Genomic DNA, 19783 nt, shown 5'->3' on the forward strand with positions numbered 1-19783 from the left:
GCCAGGCTGCCGAACTGCCCATTGAGCGCCATCTGCTTGATGGCTATCGCAAAGATCCAGATCTCTGTGACATGGCCACCAATGGCTGCCACCATGGAGACCCCCATGCCGAGCACGGGAAAATGACGCATTCGTCGAGCAACGTAACTCAGGCCACGCAGCAGGAAGAGATGAATCGCCACGGCCACGATCACCAAACTGCTCGAAATGAAAATGACTTGCGGCAGCATGCTGTGTGTCTCTACAAACGGGAGCCGAGGTGTCCGCTAGAAGGGCATCGGATAGAGGTAGTTGCCGTACGAGTAGCTGCGAATCTCGATGCGACGGAGTATCGAGAAGCTGGTTCCCTGGTCGGTGTAGATTGCCACGGATCCCTGCACGCCAGCGGCCAGTTCCGAATCGGGGTGGTTGATGCGGATCTTCACGGGGAAGCGCCCCTTGGGCAAGGGCTGCTCGAAGGTCGGCAGGCTGCCCTGCGGCATCATTTGTCCCTGCCCGGCCGCCTTCCACACTGCCTCGACGGTACCATCGAAGATCTTACCCGGATGGGTATCGAGGGCAATTTCGACCGGCTGACCTTCCTTCACGTACTTCAGGTGTTCCTGAAAGAAGGTTGCCAGTACGTAGGGATCCTCCTCGCAAATGAAGCTGGCGATGGCCCCCACTCGGAGTCCCCCGACCACCAGGCCGGGTTGCGCCTGCAAGTTGGTAATGAACCCATCGGCGGGCGCCACCAGCGTTGTCTGTTCCAGGTAGTACTCCTGCTGCTGGAGCTCCGCCTGGGCTTCGGCCACGGAGGTATTCACCCCGTCGATGTTCGACTCGTACTCGAGCTTCGCCTTTTGCTGATTGGCCAGCGCCGCCTTGATATCCGCTTCGGCAATGGCCAACTGATCCTGCCATTGCTGCAGGTTCTGTACGCTGGCGGCCCCGTCTCTCGACATCGCTTCGTAGCGGGTTACCTGACTCTGCGCATAGTTCTTGTTGGCCTGGGCCTGGGCAACCTCCTGCGACACGGCATCCACGTTCGCTTGCAGCACCAACACCCGCTGCTGGGCGGCGGCCAACTGTGCCTTGGCCTGCTGCACGCGGTACTCGTAGATCCGCTTGTCGAACTGAAACAGCGGTGTCCCTTTTTTGACCTGCGCGTCTGGCTCTACCAGCACGTCCATCAACAGTGTCGGTTCGGGCAACCGCGGCACCAACTGCACATTGTGCCGGATGATGCGCATGTCCTCCGAGGCCGGCTGGAAAAAACGAGGGCAGATAATGAACAACAGCAGCAAGTGCAACCCAAACCAGAATGAAACCACGGCCCAAATCGGGCTGAACTTCAGCAGCTTGAGCTTGAAGAACATCAGCCATAGAAAGAAGCAGTAGCCAAAGGTGATTAGTAGTCCGATTACCATAGTTTCTACTCCTGATCGATTCGATTCAGCCTCAGCCCTACTCTTCCGAGGTGCCCTGCCCCGCGTCACCCGGCTTGGCCTTCGGCTTCTTGGTTCGTTCGCTCAGGTACTTCTTCGCTTGTATATCCAAGACTTCCTGCTCTTCGGGCGGAAAGCGGCGGATGTCCACGACGTCCGTCTCCTTGATGGCCCAGATCAGGGCCTGGATCCAGGGCACGACCCCCAGAAAGCCGAGCCACCCCATCAAGTTCACGGCATCCGCGTCAGGATGGTTCCGCTGCTTGGCAATTCGCCCCGGCAGCCCCAGGAAGAACAGCACCACCGCCATGGCGCCGACCAGAATGAAAATAAGTGCGGAAAACGTGACGTAATCGTAGAAACCTAGCGCCAATATCATCTCAACTTGCACTCCAGATAGTCACGAAACGGCGACGCGTGGCACAAATCGGCGTCGCTGGAAACGGCGTTTGACATTGTAGCGAGGATGCGGTGCTCCGTCACTCGAGGTTCCTACAGGAGTTTCACGCTGAGGAGAAGTCCGGTTTGGAGACCTCACGCGACACACCAGATCGGGGTAGAACCGCCGAATCCAGTGTTCCCCCGACTACTCTGACGACGGGGCAAAGCGGATCTTCTCGATCAGCTTGAACTTCTGGCCATCTTGGATGTAGCCAGAGATCGCGGTGATGGCGTTGATGTCGTACCGGTATTTCAGATTGAAGTCGCTATCGAGTTCGACCTCGCGTTCGCTGGCGGTGCCGGGGCCAGCCTCGTCGCCCACCAGACTGACGATGTGACTGCGCAGTTGGTCGAACGGCGTGAGCTTGTCGGTGCCCGTAAAGGGAACGTCGCCCAACTTCATGCTGGCCAGATTGCCGTCGGCATCGGCCGTCATCTTCAGGATCAGCGTGGGAGTTTCGGGCGGCTGCGAGGGACTCTGCGAAGCCGGCGGCGGCATGCGAACGTTGAAATCGCCCTCGGGCTCGACGATCTTGAACGTCATAATGAAGAAGACCAGCAGTTGAAACACGATGTCGATCATCGGTGTCATCTGCAGTTCGATCTTGTCTTTGTGCTTGGTCTTGCGAATCTTCATGGTTCGACGCTGGCTTGGTACTTATTCTGCCCGACAGAGTGGCCTTTCGTGCGATGCTACTCGCGGGAATTGAAGCCGCTGTCCTGGCTCTGTTTACCACGGAAGGCGAAGGTCTCGAATCCGGCTTGCTGCGCAGCGTCCACCATTTCGAGTACCTTGCCGTGTCGGGCACTTTCGTCGGCACGGATAATCACGGTAACGTCCGATAGTTTGATGTCGTCGCCCTGCGCTTTGATCACTTGCGACTGGCGCATCAAGGCGATGCGGAGGTCCTCGATGGACAGCAGATCCGAGGCGCCCGCGTTGAGGATAATCCCTTCGTCGGCGGTCATCTGCAAGGTGATCGGCTTTTCGTAGGCCACTTCGGGCGGTTTGGCCAGTTCGCTCTTAGGCAGATGAACGCGTTGATCCTGATCGATGTCCGAGAAGTTGATCAACACCATGAAGAACGCGATCAACTGGAACACCATGTCGATCATGGGTGTCATGTCGCCTTCGGAGACTTCTCGGCGCTTCGCGCTGACAACTTTCATGGTGCACTCATGGTCGCATCGTCGACTGGTTTCGCCAGGGCAGAGAGGTTCTTAGCCCTGGGGCGTCTGCTTCTTACCGGCATTCTGGAAGCGGCTCATCAGCCCTTCGCTGACAATGCCCACCTCCAGCACCAGGCGGTCGATACGATTGCGGAGAATGTTGTAGGCGGCGATGGCCGGAATGGCGATGGCCAGACCAATCAGCGTGGTGAACAAAGCCGTCGAGATACCTTTGGCCAGGTCGGCGGGTGTCGGTTGCACGCCCGCGGAGTTGGCGATTTCCTGGAACGACGAAATCATACCGTGCACCGTACCAAACAGACCAACCATCGGGCTGATGGTGCCGATCAGGGCCATGTAGCTTAGGCGGTGCTCGAGTTTCATCGACTCGTCCTCGCCCACTTCCTGCATGGCCTCGAGCGACTGGTCGTAGCCCTTGGAGACCTTCCCCAAACCGGCGGACAGCACCTTGCCCAGGAACGACTCATCGGAGCTGGCCAACTCGTAGGCTTCTTGAAACTGTTTGGCGTTCAGATGCGCTTCGAATCCCTCCAACAATTCCGTCGGCATGATGGTTTCGCGACGGGCCTGCAACAGGTTCATCACGAACAGTGCCACCAGGGTGAACGACAGTGCCAGAAAGATCAGGCTATACCCCAGGCCGAGCGAGTCGTAGGCCCATTCCAGGTAGGTCTTATCGGGTTGGGTCGTGGTCGTGCTGTTGTTGCCACCAGCATTGTCGGCCGGAGCAGCCGCATCGGCCGGAGCCGCTGCTTCACCGCCACCCTCCTCTTGGGCGGATGCCGGAGCGGTTGATGCAGACCACACTCCCAGGGCGAGGGCCACCAGCAAGGGGCCGATGATCCAACTCCGTGGTGAAACCGCCTGATCGAAAGCGACACTATGCATCAAACGATTCCTCCAGCCCGACTATATTACTTAAGTTCCGTGAGAGGTCTGCCCAAGTCTTACAGTACGCCTCGAATTGGGACAGACGCGAAATTTCCAGTGTAACTACGCACTCGGGCCGTGGCAAAGGTTCATCGTCAAGCCTACTGCAGTTGCTTGGCCCACCGGCTGGCAGGGTACTGGGTGACCAAGGTCTCACGCGCGCGGCGAGCTTCGCCATCCTGCCCAACCGACTCCCACAGAGGAATCAACTTGGCAAGTGCCTCGGCGTGTTCTTCGGCAACCCGTCCGTACAGCAAATCGGTATGCAGGTAGGCATATAAAGCCAGTTTTGGCTGGCCCGACTGTACGTAACAGGCCCCCAAGGCGTTGTAAGCCTTGGCCAGCAGTTGGTCGTTTTCGGGATCGGCGTCGCGAATCACCTGCTCAACCGCCTTGAGGCCTTCGTCCACATTGCCCGTCGCGGCGCTCGCCACGGCCTTGCCCAATTCGGCGGCCAACCGCTGTTGCTTACCGCCAGGGCTGTCGTCGTTGACCTTCAGCGCGGCGTCAAACTGCCCCAGGGCTTGCTGATTCTTGCCCTGGGCTAGCATCGTTTGGCCGACCAGCACGGCCGACCGCATTCGATACTCGGGCCAGGGCGCCTTGGCCAGCTTATTGTACATTGCTTCGGCCGCGCTATAGTTGCCCATCGTGGCGAGCAAATCGCCCAACAGTTCGGTGGCCTCGAGGAAGTGATAACTCTGATCGTACTTGCCAACGAACGAGTTGAGCTCCATGCCCGCGGCGCGAATGTTCTTCGACCCCAACAGCGCCATCTTGGCATTACAGTAGGCGGTGTAATATTCGACATCCTGCTTGATGAAATCGTTGGTAAGCGCACTGGTGTTGATCGCCGACAACCGGCTCAGGGCACTTTCGTAGCCGGCGTTCACCGCATTCAAACGGGCCTGAGTCAACTCCGATGGCTCCTGACGGAAGATGATGCTGCGGATCTCGTTAACCGGGATCTCTTTGGTCTCGCTCCCCTTCTGGATCACCACCGAAACTGGGGACATGCGGATCACTTCCCCCGACTCCGAACCGCCAATCGTGCGAATGCGATCGGTCGACTGCGACAGCGCACTATTACTGGTCGCAACCAGGCTGAGAACAAGGAAAAGACACGCCGTGGCATGGCGGATGGGATCGGTCATCATCATTCGTTATCGAGTTCAAAGGGGGGAAGACGCCGGGCAAATGCCGCCCGCCGTCTAGTTCGCTGGCGACTAGTTATTTTCTTCCAATAGCTCTTTCAGGCCGGTGGGGGGCACGCCTTCGGCACGCTGGATCGACTTAAGCAGTCCGTCGTACTCTTCGCGGATCGGCATCTTCAGCAGTTCCGGATAACTACCCACCATCTCGGTTACCACCTTGCGAGCTTGCTTCAGCATCGCATCCTGGTTGTTGCTGAGCGACCGCAGGTAGGAAACGCGGGCAATGTTCAGCCATGCTTCGTAGAACAGTTCCTTGAACTGCGCCTGCATCTGAGGCTTCGAACGGGCCACGCTGATGGCCACCTTCGAAATGTAGCTCCACCCCCACACGGTGGGCTTACCTTTGGCGTTCAGGGGGCCACTGCCCATGAGTGCTTCTTTGAATTTCGACGCGTCGGACGCCGCGCCCCATTCCTGCAGCGTATACGCCGCCGCGGTCTGGGCCGGAATCATCATTTCCTTTTCGGTCAGGATCGATTCGAACTGTTTCATCGCCTCGTCGTACTTCCCGGCGTAGCGCAGCGTCTGGGCGTACTGCATCTTCACAGCCAGCAGGCGATTGCCCGTCAGCCCTGAGTTCGGGTCTTCGACGATCTGTTGATAAGAATCGGCTGCGCGACTGTAGTACTGGGCGCGAGTTTCCTCGGCCGATGAGTCACCCTGCAGGCCTTCGGCCAGATTGTAGTAGGTCTGCGCGATCCACTGCCGGACCGTGGGATCGCTCGAGCCCCGTTCGTTGAGCTTGTCGAGAAAGGCAACAAAGGCCTTGCTGACGCGTTTCGCTTCATCGACCTTGCCAGCCGCCTGCAGGTCCTTGATCTGCTGCTGCAGTTGCACTCCCAATTGCAGGTACACCCGGGTGAGTTTCTCCGGGTCGCTACCACCAACGGCCTTTTCCAACTCGGCCATGGTGGCTACCGCCTTGTCGGTTTGCGGTGGCACCACCGACACGTACGACCGCAGGGCGGCCTTGTAGGCTTCGACGGCGTAGGCCTGCCGAGAGGCGATCGGGTTGTTGGTCTTCGATAGCGCGATGGCCCCGTTCTGTGGGTCTTCCAATAGCTGGATCGCCTGTTGGTAATCGCCCTCTTCCAGGCGAGCGAGCGTCAGGTACAGCGAGGAAGCGGCCAACACATCTGCCGCGGCTGGGTCGGAGGCCACCGCGTCAAAGCTGCTGGCCATTAACTCGGAGGATTGGTCCCGCAAGGCTGCGCGGTCCACCGATGTATCCTTCTGCGAAGCAGCACGAAGCTGCGCGTCCCACATCGCGTTGGCGATGCGGGCCTGGAACACCGCTCGATGATCTTCGGGCAGTTGATTCACCAGATCGAGTGCCACGTCGAACTCTTTGTCGCGAATCGAAAAGTCCAATAGCACGCCAAACGCCGTATCGGCCAGGGCCGAAGAGCCCCACCGGCGGGTGATGAAGCTGGCCAGGTCTTTCAGCTTGGTGGCTTCCGCCTTACCGGCATCCGCCCCGCCCTGCTTGATCGCCTCGTTGAACAGCTTCTGATAGGAGACCAGCGCCACCTGTGCCGCGCCCGAGGCCTTGGGATCTTCGGGATAGCGGCGCGCAATGAACTCCGCCAGCACGGCCGAACGATAGAACTCTTCGTCCTGCCAGTACAACCAGCAGCGGAGCCAGCGGCGTTCGTTCAGTTCGGCGATGGGGGTATCGTCGTCGACCAGTGTGCCGGCAACGTCCAGGTAGTGAATCGCGTCGTCGTAACCCCGGGCCGATTGCTCTTCCAAAGCGGCCACGCCGGCGGGGTTGTTAGCTTTGGCGGCCGGCAAGGTCTGCCGTGCGGCGTTCATCGAATTGATGGCGTCCTTCGCCGCCTGCATCGCTTGTTCGAAAGTCTTGACCTGGCGACGGTCGTCCTTCTCTTCGATTCCTGCGAACTCCGTGGCCAGCAACTGCCGGGCGTCGTTCTGGTATTTACCGGGCAGCTTGGCCACCGCGGTGTAGTTCTGAAATGCCTCGCCCTTCAGTCGGCGTTTCTCGGCATCCTTGATCTCAGGGTCAGCGGCCTTCACGCGTTTGGCTTCGGCCACGTAATAGGCGAGTTCCAACCAACTGGGCTGACGCAGTTCCTGAGGGCGAACCTTCTCGAGCCATTGACCCTGCTTCTCCAGCAAGGCGTCGTATTGTTTATCGGCCAACAAGATCTCGGCCTGCAGGGCGAGTGCCTCGGTTACCTGGCTACGAAACACATCGGCATCGCCGCCACGTACGATGACGTCCTCAAAGCAGCCCGAAGCTTTCTTCAACTCGCCCAGACGAAGGTAGCACTCACCTTGCTTGACGCGGGCCGTGAAACCGATGCCGTAACCATCGTACTTGTCGTACAAGGCTTGACACTCTTCGGCCACCTGATTGTACAGTTTCTTGGCCTCCGGCGACTCGCGGTCCAGTGTCTCCGCCTGCAGGAAGAGCACCTCGGAGATCAACCAGCGAACATTCGCCAGCCGCTCCCGCATCGCTCGCCGCTGGTCAATTTCTGCAGCTTGCGTTCGGGCATTAAGATTCTTAGGGAACTCCGCCAGTTGATTGACCAGCGATTCCTCCACTTTCTTGTACAGTTCACGAGCTTCAGCGAAGTTCCTCCGCGCTCGCTCTTTGATCTGCGGGGCGTCGGCAGGAGGTGTGGGCCTGGCCTCGAGCTCTATCAGATCGCGCGTGGCCATCTGCTTGAGCAATCCCGCCATTTGATTCTGGGCATCGGCCGCGCGGGGCGTGCCCGCGTTCGCCGCGGCGTACGCACTCAGTTCGCTCTTGATCGTCGCCGTCAGGCGATCGCGTTCCGACGCGCTGGGGGTCACTTGCCACTTCGACAGCAGCGTGACTCCGCGTTCGTAGGGAATCTGCTTCTTGAAGTCGTCGGAAACCAGGCGACTGTTCTTCGAATCGGTCAGAAAGTCGAGTGCCAGGTCGTAGTGACCGCGGGCTCGCATCGCGTCCAAAAACCTCGACGAATCGTCGGCAGCACGCACCGCCAGCGGCAGGCTTAAAACCAACAGGGCGGGCAACAACAGCTTTTGCTTCAACATCCCTCTCCTTCAGAGGCGATGGAATGGCCAGTTTCGCGGCAAAATGGGGCAGTGCCGCTGGAAGGGGTGGCACCCGGTTCCGGAGCGGGTGGACACTAAAAGGCGCCCGGGGGCTCCTCGCGAGCTAGCCCCTCATCTTACTCGAAGCGGCCAGAGCGTGGCCACCCAGTTGAGGCAAGAAATGGGCGCTAGTGCGGGAGAAACCTTGGCGATTGAACAGCCTGGGTAGGGCTGGCAGTGGAATTATACGCATCGTACGGCTGAGAGTATTGCGATGCGGTTGAGCACACCGTGAGAAGCCCATCGCCAATCGAGTGGCACCAGGCGCCCGGCTACCCAAAAGCCTCCGCGTCACTGCCCCGACGCGGGGTCAATGCCATGTCCGCCGCGCGGTGCAGGCGGTGACTTGCTCGGCCGTGTCGCCCCCATGGACATCGCGCAGGCGCATTTGCACGGGCACACCCTGGCGTCGGCCGTCCCGGCCAACAGGCTCCAGCGCAGTGGAGACTACCAGCGGTAGTGGCATCCGCAGTTTTGGATTCGTCCCACGAAGCACGCTGCAAGATCGCAAGAGCGAGCGACAGGCGTCAGGCTTTAGGCTTTAGGCTTGGCCGCCATCGGCCCATTGATCCACCAGGCTATGCAGACGTGCCTCAAGCGAGTCTGGCATCACCGGCACGGATCTCAAGACGTCGTCCAGCATCGGATCGGCGGGCAGCCCGAAACGCAGGCCTTCCTGGCCCTCGCGTCGCCCCGCCCCACCGCCTGAAGCCAGGGGTGCGTAAAGCGAATCGACGTCGAAGCGTAACTTGCTGAAGGGGGTTTGTGAATTTGGTTGGGTAAACATGGCTTGACCGCTACGCGACCGTTGAGACCTTCCATCCATCTCTTCGGCTCCTCTGGGGCAACACAAACCGGGGGTGCTGGCGCACCTACGGTCCGCAATTGCCATCATCTAGGTATGTTCCCGTTATGGTACGGGGCCCCTGACATTTCTCGAACCCATTGCTGGCCGCTAGGGTTCTGGATTGGAGTGGATTGCCTAACACTCCAGTTTCGCAACGACTCGCACTAAAGTCGCTGGTGAATCGCTTCAGTTACCTCTGGCTGCGGATATGCCCACGAGTGGCCTATCGTTTCGCCTCGGCAAGGTAATACTTACGAAGTCTTCCGCGGGCACGACTGACACGCGAGAGTACCGTGCCGAGCGGTATTCCCAAAGTGTCGGCCGCTTCTTGGTGGGTCAGTTCGCCAACAACGACTAGCAGCAGCGACTCGCGCAAGTCGTGTGGCAAACTATCTAAGGCGTGTTGCATCTCGTCGGTTAACTCCGAGGCCAATGGATCCACGCCATCCACCGGTACCTCTATCCCATGCTCCCCCGCAGGGTACGGCGTGCGGGCCTTGCGGCGCCACCCGTCGATCACACGGCGACGGAGAATCGAGGCTAGCCAAGCCCGCTGGCTTCGTCCGCAATCAAACCGATCGCGGCTTCTCCAGGCACTACGTAGCGTCTCTTGCACCACATCCTCGGCGTCATGCGAATCGCCCACCATGCGGTAAGCAAGTCGATACAAAGCCGGTGCGTGGCCGGAAACCATACCGTGAAAATCGGCGCGCGATAGTGCCACCTTTGCCTCTCCTCTCAGCCTGATCCGTGCTGTGTGGAGTTCTCTGATCCGTGTCGCAATATAACACGAACCATCTCTGTTCCGCCAATCTTTTCGCCCGCCACGGCGTAGACTATTCCCGTGGTTCCCAACTTTTTTGCGATATCTCCCAGCCAGGGTTTTCTTGTCGCAAGTTGTTGTGTGGCATAGAATTAGAGTCAAGTCATGCACCCTCCGCGACAGCACCGACCTTGGCGTTTATGTCAATCGTCGGTATCCCGGGGGCAGGGAGAACCCGGATCGCAGCAGCAAGTTACTCGAATAACGCGACTTTATGCCCCTTCGCTTTAATCAACCCCGCACGTCCAGTTCGCCCCGCAGCAGGGCGGTCGGCATTCCGTTGCGGCTGGTGTCGATGGTGGCCGCTCTAGGACTGGTGGCCGTGGTGATGGCCTCGCTCGAGCAGTCTCGCACCCACGAAAAGCTGGCCCTGTTGTTCGGCGACGCCAGCCCGGTGGCCGATTTACCCACCGAGGTCGACCAGCCCGAGCGTCCCGCGTACCTGGCAGCCATCGACCGCGAAAAGCTCGAATCCATCGTGGACAACGCCCCATTCGCCGACGAAGAGCAGGATGCCTGGTTCCATGTGATTGAGGTCGCCCGCAACGCTACCGCGGATGAGTTGAGCGCCGCTTCGGTAGGCGAGGCCGTATTCGTGCAACTGGTGAATCAGCCGCAGGTCTATCGCGGACGCGTGGTATCGTTGCGCGGCAATGTCCGCCGCATCGAATCGATCCAGCCCGCCGAGAACGATTTGGGCATCGACCAGTTGTACCTGGTCTATATCCAACCGGGGCGCGACGTGCTGCGGCCATTTGCCATCTACTGCCAGGAACTACCCGCCGGCTGGTCCACAGGCGAAGAGTTTCCCGGCGATGGCCGCATCGAGTGCAATGCCCTCTTTTTCAAGAACAAAGTTTACGATCACGCCCGCGGTGTCGACTTGATGCCGGTGTTTGTGGCCCGATCGTTTGCGCCGGTCTCGGTGGCGGCCCCCTTGGTAACTCGCAATACATCGCTGCCCGCCTGGCAATTAATCGCCTTGGCCGCCGGCATCGCTGCCGTGGTAGTGGCGTGGATCGTGTGGAACGGCGCCGAGCCTGCGCGGCCGCAGCTTGGGCCCGACTCGCAGTCGGTGGCGAACGAACTCCATGCACTCCAAGCACTTGAAACGCCCGACTCCGACGACGACTCGCCATGAACCCACGCCACCTGTGCCTAGCCGGATTGCTGCTGTGGTTGGCGGCAGTGGCGACCGCCCAAGAGTCGAGCGACACGCCGCTGGCCAATGCCCTGGCCATCGACTATTGGGACGAGAGCCGGTTCGCCAAATTCGAAGACCGCGTGCCCTTCTCGGTGGACGAGCGCCGAGAGACCGAACGGCTAGTAACACGCCTCGCCAGCTTCGACCGTCGGGTGTTCTACAACACCCCCGCCATCTCGGTCACCACGCGCGACTTGTTGGTCGCGCCCGAAAAGTACCGCGGCCAACTTGTCCGTTGGCACGGCCAGGCGATTGAGGTGATGGAACCGACTCGTGAGATGCGCGAGATCACCGACGTCGAGCCCGCGCTTACCTGCGTGGCCCAAGCCGATGGCAGCGAGTGCATGATCCTCACCCGCGAGGTGCCCGATCGTTGGCAATCGTTTGCGCTGGAGTCGGAGCCAATCGCGGTAGAGGGGATTTTCGTCAAACTGGCCGCAACCGCAGGCGGCGACATCGTACCAGTGCTGGCCGCGCCCCGCCTCGAATGGTTGCCCACCCAGTGGAGGCCGCCCGAGGTGAACTACGGCATGAGCGTTCTGGGCATCCTGGGCTTCGACGTAGCGATGCTCGACAACGTGGTGCACCGCGCGCCGCTGGTGGGTGGCGAGACGGCCACGTTCTACCAATTAATGTCGCGCCTGAAGGACACTCCCGCGAACGAATTCATCCATTGGGCCGAGCGCCATCTGCCGCGCTTTCGCGACACTTGGGAGGCGGACGCCAAACAGGGCGAAGGCAAACGCCGGCGACTGGCGGGCGAAGTGCTACGGTTGGCTGACAAGAACCAGTATTCGGTGGCCCCGTTCTTCAACACCCCCGACGAGCAGGTGGGCGAGCTGGCCGTGTTCGACGGTGTAGTTCGCCGCGCCCTGCGGGTCGACACCACGCGCGATCGCGACGCCATGGCTGCTGGCATCGACCACTACTACGAGTTGGCCCTGTTCACTGGCGATTCTCAAAACAACCCGCTGATGTTCTGCGTGCTCGACCTGCCGCCCGGCATGCCCGAGGGGGATAGTATCCGCCAACCAGTCCGGATGGCCGGGTTCTTCTTCAAAAACTGGCGGTTCAGCGGTCAGTCGGCCGATGGTTCGGAGGGACTAAGGTTCGCCCCCCTGTTTATCGGACGCGGCCCACTGCAGCTTGTTGCCCCCGAGAAACAGCCCATCTGGGGATGGATTGCGGGCCTGGGGTTCATTGCCGTGATCCTTGTGCTGTGGTTGTTGGGCTGGCAACGATCGCGCGGCGACCGGGCATTTGCGGCTAGCACGCTAGCTCGCATGAAGGAACCCGCTGAGCCCATGGATATCGACAACGCCGACCTGCCAGGCCAAGCCGAGTAGCGGCATCCGAGGTGTCGGGTAGAATGACCCTAACAGCGGATGCCTGCCAAATGTTCGCTGCCCCGCGCCGCATCCTTACCCTCAGTTCTCTATGCCGTCCAATAAAAAAGATAAGCCGCGCTACTCGGCCGACCCGACGCACAGCTACGGTTTCCTGACGCCGCGGTTTTGGCATGGCATGGGATTGGGCACCTGGTTGTCGCTGCTGGCGACACGGCAGTGCCGGCTTTCGCCGCGTTCGATGCTCACGGCGGCCAGCATCACGCCGGTCTCGGCGTTCAACTCGATGATGGGCGTCTGGAGCAACTTTCGTTATGGTCGCAGGATCCACCGTCAGGTGCTTGCCGAGCCGCCGCTGTTCGTGCTGGGTCACTGGCGCAGTGGGACCACGCTGCTACACGAACTGTTAATCACCGATCCCGAACACACGTACCCGAATACCTACGAGTGCATGTCGCCGCTGCATCACCTGGCAACGCAGCGATACGCGACACCGCTCACCTCGTGGCTGTTACCTTCGAAGCGGCCTATGGACAACATCGAGGCCGGTTGGGACAAACCCCAAGAGGACGAGTTCGCGCTCTGTAATCTCGGTTTGCCATCGCCCTACCTTTGCTGGGCGTTCCCCCGCAACGGCCCGGTGCACTCCGAGTACCTCGATCTGCGTCAGGTTCCCAAGCGGTCCCGCCGCCGCTGGCAGGCGCTGCTGAAACTGTTTGTCAAATCGATCGCCGTGGCCCGCAACAAGCGCATCGTGCTAAAGAGTCCGCCTCACACTGCCCGGGTTCGCTGGCTGCTCGAGGTGTTTCCGAACGCCAAGTTTGTGCACATCTCGCGCGATCCGCTGAAGCTGTTTCCCTCCACACTCCGGCTGTGGAAATCGCTGGCCGACGTCCAAGGCCTGCAGCCCAACCTGCCCGAGTACGAGTGGATGGAAGAAGAGGTGCTGAAGAATCTGGTCGTCATGTACCAGGCGTACCGCGAAGACCGCGAGCTGATTCCCGAAGGCAACCTGTGCGAGCTTCGTTACGAAAACCTGGTGGCCGATCCCAAGGCCGAGATCTCGCGAATGTACGACGAACTCAGCCTGGGCGATTACGCCCGCATCGAACCAGGCGTCGACAGCTACATCGAACGCACCCGCGACTACCAGACCAACCGCTTCGAACTGCCCGCCGATGTAAAAGCACGAGTGCGAGATCGGTGGGGAATTTATTTTGATATGTTCGAGTATGGGGAAGTGGGGTCTGAGAGGTAGGCTCTGCTCACCACCGAATCCCCCACCAGAACCGTCCCCAGTAGCTCACACGCTGCCAGAAGCCGCGCCGCTCGTGCGACTTCATCTCCAAGTTAGCCGCCGCCAGTGGGCCGCTCTCTGAATTAGAATTCTGGGTACCGCAAGCGACGCAGAAACGCACTCCGTCGGGCAATTCGTCGCCACAGCGGAAGCAGTGGCGCGCAGTACTCTCCGTGTAATCTTCCATAACGAATCTCCGTGTGTGTGATCGTCAGGAGCTATTCGCCAGAAGAATAGGAGTCTTGGTGCACTTCGCGGACGCAGGTGTGCGTCCGGCTAGGGGGCCTTCTGTGCTCAATCGCTGCCGCGTGGCGAAGGCTTCTGGCCGATAGCCGATAGCTTAAAGCCAATAGCCCCCTTCACCCCCGCAGAAAAATCCTCAACCAGCGTCCGAGACCGCCCCGTCGCTGCATGGACGCTTTCCGCGCGTCCGACTGTCGTTCGAGTTCGGACGTCGCCAGAAAAGCGGCCGCGGGGTCTGAATTCTGCGTGCCGCAGGCGACGCAATACTGCATCCCATCGAGCAGCTCGTCACCACAACGGCAGCACTTCCGCACGGGTTGTTGATTGGCGCTTTCCATGGAGTTCCTCACGTGGAAATGTTAGACCATGTAACGCGGACGCGATCTTGCGTCCGGCGAGTTCCTTCCCTTTATACACCCTTGACTCGCCCGGTAGAAGTTTTTACCTACAGCGAATAGCTGAACCACTCTACCCCCGTGGGTGATACATCGCGTGCACCTTCTTCAGCCGGGTGTGGTCGACGTGCGTGTACAGCTGCGTCGTGGCGATGCTGGCGTGGCCGAGCATTTCTTGCACGTGCCTGAGGTCCGCGCCGCCCGCTAACAGGTGCGTCGCGAAGCTATGCCGCAAGGAATGGGGGCTCATGTCGGTGTTCACGCCGGCGATGGCCGCGCACTTCTTTACCAGCTCCCAGATTCGCTCGCGCCGCAATGGGCGGCCGCGCGACGAGAGGAACAGCTCGGCCGGCTCCGTCGCCACCCGCTTGGCGAGCTTCGGACGTTCCTTTTCCAGGTAACCGGCAATCACTTCGCACGCCGGCCCGCCCAGCGGCACCATGCGTTGTTTGTCGCCTTTGCCGTGACAGCGGCAGAAACGCTCGCCGAGTTGCAGGTCGGCCAGCTTCACCGTGGCCAGCTCCGATACCCGGCACCCCGTGGCGTACAGCATTTCGAGAATTGCCCGATCGCGGCGCCACAGTGGCTCGCCCTTGGGCGGAGCCGTGAGTAGATCTTCGACTTCGCGGGCCGAGAGCACGGTGGGAATCTTTTGCCACAGTTTCTGCGACACCAACAAGTCGGCCTGATTCTCGGTCAGCACCCCTTCGAGCTGCAGGTACTTGAAAAACACCTTGAGCGAAACCACGTGGCGACTCACGCTGGTGGGGGCGAGCCCCTGCTCGCGGAGCCACGCCGGATAGCCCGCCAACTCTGCCACGCTGAGCCCGGCCAGCCGGCGGCCGGCGAGCCAGGTGATCAAACGCTCGAGATCGCGACCGTAGGCCTTCACGGTGTTCTCGGCCAGGTGGCACTCGCTCCGCAGATATCGCAGGAACGCCTCGCGATGCTCGCGGACCTCGGTCGAGGTGCGTTCCCGCCGCGGTTTGATGAGTTTCTTCTGAGCCATGGTCTGGTTGGTGAAGAAGGTTAAATCGGATGCTGTCGCGTGGATAGTCAACTCTTCTATAACGGTTATCGACTGCTGAGGTGCGGGGTCCGCAACCCTGGGCAGATTGCACCGTTTTTGGGTATCCTGGTGGCAGACTTGCGCGGTTGCAGTGGTTCTGCCAGCGTGGAGACGTCGCAGAACCGCACTCCTGGGCCGACGAGCTGCGCCTCGCCGGAAATAGCCCGCAGTCGAATGCGAGTTACTTCGTCCTCCGTGAGGTTCAAGAGAATCCGATGAAAGTTTTAGTTGTTGGTGGAGCGGGATACATTGGCAGCCACGCCGTGCGGGCCCTGGAGGATGCGGGGCACGAGGCCTGGGTGCTGGACAATCTGTATCAGGGACACCGCGCTGCGGTGCCCGCCGATCGGTTGATCGAGGGCGATCTGCTGAACCCGGCCGACCTGGCTGCCGCGCTCGACAAGACCGGCGCTGAAGCCGTGATGCATTTTGCGGCCCTGGCGCTGGTGGGCGAGTCGGTCACCAATCCGGCCAAGTACTACCTGAACAATGTGGTCGGCACCATCAATCTGCTCGAGGCGATGCGCGAGCGGGGCATCTGGCGATTCGTCTTCAGCAGCACGTGCGCCACCTACGGTGTGCCCGACAAGGTGCCCATCGACGAGTCGGAGAAGCAACTGCCGATCAACCCCTACGGCGACACGAAGCTGGCCATCGAAAAGGCGCTGGATGCCTACTGCACGGCGTACAACATGGGGGCCGTGGCGCTGCGGTACTTCAATGCAGCCGGCTCGCACCACAGTGGCGAAATCGGCGAGGACCACGATCCCGAGTCGCACCTGATTCCCATCGTACTGCAAGTGGCCCTGGGCCAGCGCGAGCATGTCACGATCTTCGGCGACGACTACCCCACGCCCGACGGCACTTGCATCCGTGACTACATCCATGTCGAAGATCTCTGCAGCGCCCACGTCGCCGCGCTCGAGCGACTGAAGCAGGGCGAGTTGATGAAGTTGAACCTGGGCACCGGCAACGGATTCAGCGTGAAGCAGGTGATCGACGCCTGCCGCAAAATCACTGGCCACGAGATTCCGGCCATGATGGGCGAGCGCCGCCCCGGCGACCCGGCCGAGTTGGTGGCCAACGCCAGCAAGGCGCTCGAAGTGCTCGACTGGAAAGCCAAGTACACCACGGTCGACGAGGTCGTTGAGTCGGCCTGGAAGTGGCATAAAGATCACCCGAACGGGTACGGCGACTGAGCGACCAGGGGGAGCGCCCCGAGAGACTAACCACGGAGGCCCCCAGGGCACAAAGCGGTGGGAATACTGTGAGTCGACACGAGGTTTGGCAACCTGAGGCGCCGAGTCTTGTCGGACAAGAGCTCGTTGAAGCCGAACAAGGCACGACTCCGTCTGTTATCCACTGCTGGGCCGATTGGAACCAGACGGATCGCGACGCAGACGCCGTGATACGATCTTTGCGGACACGGATGTCGGGCTGGGTCAATTTCTACAGTTGTAATGTCGACATGCCAGACAATTCGGCGTGGCTTGCCGGTCATCAATGTGTTAGTATCCCTTGCTTCTACGTATTTAGAAAAGGCAAGATGTTGAAACGGATCGTCGGCCAACGTAACGAAATCACCCTGGCACGTGATTTACTGGACGCAATCGCCCAAGACGCTCATCCCAGGCCCCGTGGCTGGTTTCGCTATTTTAGAGGCACTCCGTGACCTCCGTGTCTCGGTGGTTTATAACTACGGCGTTGCGTCTACTAGTCCAATAATGGTCCTCAGCTCGCGTTGGCATGCAGAACATCATTTTCGAAGAACGGTACGAGTTCGTCCCGCCGGTCGAATCTGATTGGTGGGTCTTCTTCTTGCGGTTCCTGCTCAAAGGCTATCTCCGCAAGCAGTACAACATTCATACCTACGAGTGCCGTAACGTCGAGCGAATCACCAAGTCGGTCGAAGAGGGCTACGGCGTGCTGATCGCGCCCAACCACGCCCGCATCGCCGACCCCATTGTTATGGGGTTGCTCTCCGGCGAGACCCAATACAACGTCGCCACGATGGCTGGCTGGCACCTGTTCAAGGAAGGCTGGTACCAGAAGTTCATCCTCCGCCGGCTGGGCGCGTTCAGCGTTTACCGCGAGGGGACCGATCGGCAAAGCGTCAACTACGCGATCGACACCCTGGTCGCGGGGCGTCGAGCACTGGTTATCTTTCCCGAAGGCGCCGTCTCTCGACATTGCGACGTGCTGATGGATCTGATGGAAGGCCCGGGGTTCATCGCGCGTCAGGCCTCCAAGCGGCGCGAAAAGGAAGGCAAGAAGCCGGTAGTGATTCACCCCGTGGCGGTTCGCTATTCTTTCGACGGCGATCCTTACAAGACGGTGGCGCCCGACCTCGCGCGGCTGGAACGCAGCTTCTCGTGGGAACCGCAAACGCACCTGACGACCGCCAAACGCATGAAGAAACTGGGCGAGGCGATGCTCGCCATCAAAGAGGTCGAGTACCTCGGCGGTGTGCGCCAGGGCGATCCCTACGAGCGGGTCGAACGCCTGGCCATGGACCTGATTACCGAACTGGAAGACAAGTACGGAATCAAAGATCGTTCGCCAGGCGTGGTGTCGCGGGTCAAGAACATCCGCTCGGCCATCTTGCCGGCCATGATCGAGGGCACGGTGAGCGAAGCGGAGCGTGCCGCCCGCTGGCGCGACCTGGGCAAGTGCTACTACGCCCAGCAGATGGCTCACTATCCGCGCAACTACATCGTCAACGGCCCCAACTTGCCCGAACGTGTGCTGGAAACAGTGCAGCGTTTGGAAGAGGACTTCACGGATACCGCACCGAATCACGGTCCGCTGCATGCAACCATCGACGTAGGCGAGCCGATTTTGGTCGAAAGCAAGCGGGACCGCAGTGCCAAGAAGGACCCCGCCATGGTCGAGGTAGGCGAGCAACTGCAGAAGATGATCGATGCCTTGGTCGCCGAGCGAACGCCCGTGACCGAAAAGCCGCCCGCACAACCACAAACTCCGCCCGCCGACGAAGCCGCCACAGTGGATAACCACAAGCAACCGGCCGCCCGTTAGCGCTCCTGATCAAATTGACTGCTCTCGATGTCCGACGCGATCGAAATCACCACGCTCCACGAAATGACGCCCGGCGAGTTGGGCGACTTCTTTGCCCTGTTGGCCGATAAGCAGGTGCTGGCCACCAAGGATGGCAAGCCTTACTACCGCGTGTCGTTCTGCGACGCCGGCCGCGAGGTGAGCTTTCCCATCTGGAGTGACAGCACTCATGCCGCGGCCTGTCGCGACGAGTGGCAGGTGGGCGACTTCTATAAACTGCGGGCGGAGCTCCGCGACTCGAACTATGGGATGCAGTTGGAGATCCATCGCATCCGCCCCGTCGAAGAATCGGACAAGCAGGATGGATTCGACCCGCTGATGTGCGCGCCGCGATCGAAGTTCGATCCCGAGGCCATGTATGACGAGATGATGCAGATTGCTGAAGAGGCGATCGAGGACGAAGCCCTCCGCGAGTTGGTCACGGGCATATACGAGTCGCACCGCGAAGAGCTGCTGGTGATGCCCGCCGCGCAGTACAATCATCACTCGTACCTGAGCGGCTATCTGGAACACGTGCTGAACGTCACACGAAATACACGGATGTTGGTCGAACAGTACCACCAGCTCTATAGCGACGCCGATCCATCGATCGATGTCGGGGTGGCCGTCGCTGGTGCGATGCTGCACGACATCGGCAAGCTCCGCGAACTGGTCACCGGCCCGGCCGGCGCCACGTACACGGCGTCCGGCACGCTGATCGGTCACATCCTGCAGGGCCGCGACATTCTCCGCGAAGCGGCCGTTGGCACCGAGGTCGATGCCGACACGCTACTGCGGCTCGAGCATATTATCGTCGCCCACCAACGCCTGCCGGAGTGGGGCTCGCCCAAACCGCCGATGACCCCCGAAGCGTTGATCGTGCACCACGCCGACGACCTGGACGCCAAGATGCAGATGATGGTGGCCGCCATTGCCGAAGACCCCGGCGACGGAGAGTTCACCTCCAAGCGCAACGCCCTGCGGCAACCGATTTATCGAGGGAAGAAAGAGCCGGGAGAAGCGGAGGAGGAGTGACGCGCGAGCTGTCATTCTGAGGAAGCGGCAAGCGACTAAAGAATCTAGCTTGCCGCGCCACTAACCTCTGCACTTCTGGAGCGATGAGTTCCAAGCTTCCGAATAGCCACGAAAAGGAAGAAGAATCACAAAGAAGTAAATGGATGGAAAGTTCGT

19 protein-coding genes are annotated in these 19783 nt (G+C 60.4%); 7 read left to right on the forward strand and 12 right to left on the reverse strand.

Annotation, left to right across the window (positions count from 1 at the left end; all coding sequences use genetic code 11):
- The 10 genes from NG895_RS16665 to NG895_RS16710 all read right to left on the reverse strand — a co-directional run.
- On the reverse strand, positions 1-230 hold a 230-nt coding region (locus NG895_RS16665), incomplete at its 3' end, for a hypothetical protein (protein WP_252853662.1).
- A gap of 36 nt (positions 231-266) precedes the next feature.
- The gene (locus NG895_RS16670; protein ID WP_252853663.1) at positions 267-1409 is read right to left on the reverse strand and encodes an HlyD family secretion protein; all 1143 of its coding nucleotides are present in this window, start codon (positions 1407-1409) and stop codon (positions 267-269) included.
- 37 nt (positions 1410-1446) lie between these two features.
- Entirely contained in the window at positions 1447-1806 is a 360-nt protein-coding gene (locus NG895_RS16675) for a DUF3302 domain-containing protein (RefSeq protein WP_252853664.1), read from the reverse strand.
- Positions 1807-2013: 207 nt separating this feature from the next.
- Positions 2014-2505: an ExbD/TolR family protein gene (locus tag NG895_RS16680; RefSeq protein ID WP_252853665.1), complete on the reverse strand. Its 492-nt coding sequence runs from the start codon at positions 2503-2505 to the stop codon at positions 2014-2016.
- Positions 2506-2561: 56 nt separating this feature from the next.
- Positions 2562-3038 (reverse strand): ExbD/TolR family protein, encoded by a 477-nt coding sequence (locus NG895_RS16685; protein WP_252853666.1) that lies wholly within the window; start codon positions 3036-3038, stop codon positions 2562-2564.
- 51 nt (positions 3039-3089) lie between these two features.
- A complete protein-coding gene (locus tag NG895_RS16690; protein WP_252853667.1) occupies positions 3090-3947 on the reverse strand; it encodes a MotA/TolQ/ExbB proton channel family protein in 858 nt (285 codons plus the stop codon).
- 143 nt (positions 3948-4090) lie between these two features.
- Positions 4091-5143: a tetratricopeptide repeat protein gene (locus tag NG895_RS16695; RefSeq protein WP_252853668.1), complete on the reverse strand. Its 1053-nt coding sequence runs from the start codon at positions 5141-5143 to the stop codon at positions 4091-4093.
- Positions 5144-5215: 72 nt separating this feature from the next.
- A complete protein-coding gene (locus NG895_RS16700; RefSeq protein ID WP_252853669.1) occupies positions 5216-8254 on the reverse strand; it encodes a hypothetical protein in 3039 nt (1012 codons plus the stop codon).
- Positions 8255-8855: 601 nt separating this feature from the next.
- A complete protein-coding gene (locus NG895_RS16705; RefSeq protein ID WP_252853670.1) occupies positions 8856-9140 on the reverse strand; it encodes a hypothetical protein in 285 nt (94 codons plus the stop codon).
- A gap of 244 nt (positions 9141-9384) precedes the next feature.
- On the reverse strand, positions 9385-9885 hold the full coding sequence (locus tag NG895_RS16710; RefSeq protein ID WP_252853671.1) for an RNA polymerase sigma factor: 501 nt from the start codon (positions 9883-9885) through the stop codon (positions 9385-9387).
- Between the two features lie 313 nt (positions 9886-10198).
- Here NG895_RS16710 and NG895_RS16715 point away from each other — a divergent pair, with 313 nt between their 5' ends.
- From NG895_RS16715 to NG895_RS16725, 3 genes are all read left to right on the forward strand, one after another.
- Positions 10199-11125 carry a hypothetical protein gene (locus NG895_RS16715; RefSeq protein WP_252853672.1) on the forward strand — a complete coding sequence of 309 codons (927 nt, stop codon included), beginning with the start codon at positions 10199-10201 and terminating at the stop codon, positions 11123-11125.
- Positions 11122-12534, forward strand: coding sequence for a hypothetical protein (locus NG895_RS16720; protein ID WP_252853673.1), 1413 nt, complete (start codon positions 11122-11124; stop codon positions 12532-12534). Before NG895_RS16715 ends, NG895_RS16720 begins: the two co-directional genes overlap by 4 nt.
- A gap of 91 nt (positions 12535-12625) precedes the next feature.
- On the forward strand, positions 12626-13792 hold the full coding sequence (locus NG895_RS16725; protein ID WP_252853674.1) for a sulfotransferase family protein: 1167 nt from the start codon (positions 12626-12628) through the stop codon (positions 13790-13792).
- Positions 13793-13799: 7 nt separating this feature from the next.
- On the opposite strand, the gene NG895_RS16730 is transcribed toward NG895_RS16725, so the two are convergent.
- Positions 13800-14018: a zinc ribbon domain-containing protein gene (locus NG895_RS16730; protein WP_252853675.1), complete on the reverse strand. Its 219-nt coding sequence runs from the start codon at positions 14016-14018 to the stop codon at positions 13800-13802.
- A gap of 524 nt (positions 14019-14542) precedes the next feature.
- On the reverse strand, positions 14543-15478 hold the full coding sequence (gene xerD, locus NG895_RS16735; RefSeq protein WP_252853676.1) for a site-specific tyrosine recombinase XerD: 936 nt from the start codon (positions 15476-15478) through the stop codon (positions 14543-14545).
- Positions 15479-15753: 275 nt separating this feature from the next.
- Here xerD and galE point away from each other — a divergent pair, with 275 nt between their 5' ends.
- The 4 genes from galE to NG895_RS16750 all read left to right on the forward strand — a co-directional run bounded on the left by galE (position 15754) and on the right by NG895_RS16750 (position 19627).
- Positions 15754-16737, forward strand: coding sequence for a UDP-glucose 4-epimerase GalE (galE, locus tag NG895_RS16740; protein ID WP_252853677.1), 984 nt, complete (start codon positions 15754-15756; stop codon positions 16735-16737).
- A 68-nt stretch (positions 16738-16805) separates the two neighbouring features.
- Entirely contained in the window at positions 16806-17210 is a 405-nt protein-coding gene (locus NG895_RS30925) for a thioredoxin family protein (protein WP_425267237.1), read from the forward strand.
- A 74-nt stretch (positions 17211-17284) separates the two neighbouring features.
- Positions 17285-18574 (forward strand): 1-acyl-sn-glycerol-3-phosphate acyltransferase, encoded by a 1290-nt coding sequence (locus tag NG895_RS16745; protein ID WP_252853678.1) that lies wholly within the window; start codon positions 17285-17287, stop codon positions 18572-18574.
- 27 nt (positions 18575-18601) lie between these two features.
- Entirely contained in the window at positions 18602-19627 is a 1026-nt protein-coding gene (locus tag NG895_RS16750; RefSeq protein WP_252853679.1) for a 3'-5' exoribonuclease YhaM family protein, read from the forward strand.
- The last annotated feature ends 156 nt before the right edge of the window (positions 19628-19783 follow it).

The sequence above is a fragment of the Aeoliella straminimaris genome, from assembly GCF_024054565.1.
Taxonomy (GTDB): domain Bacteria; phylum Planctomycetota; class Planctomycetia; order Pirellulales; family Lacipirellulaceae; genus Aeoliella; species Aeoliella straminimaris.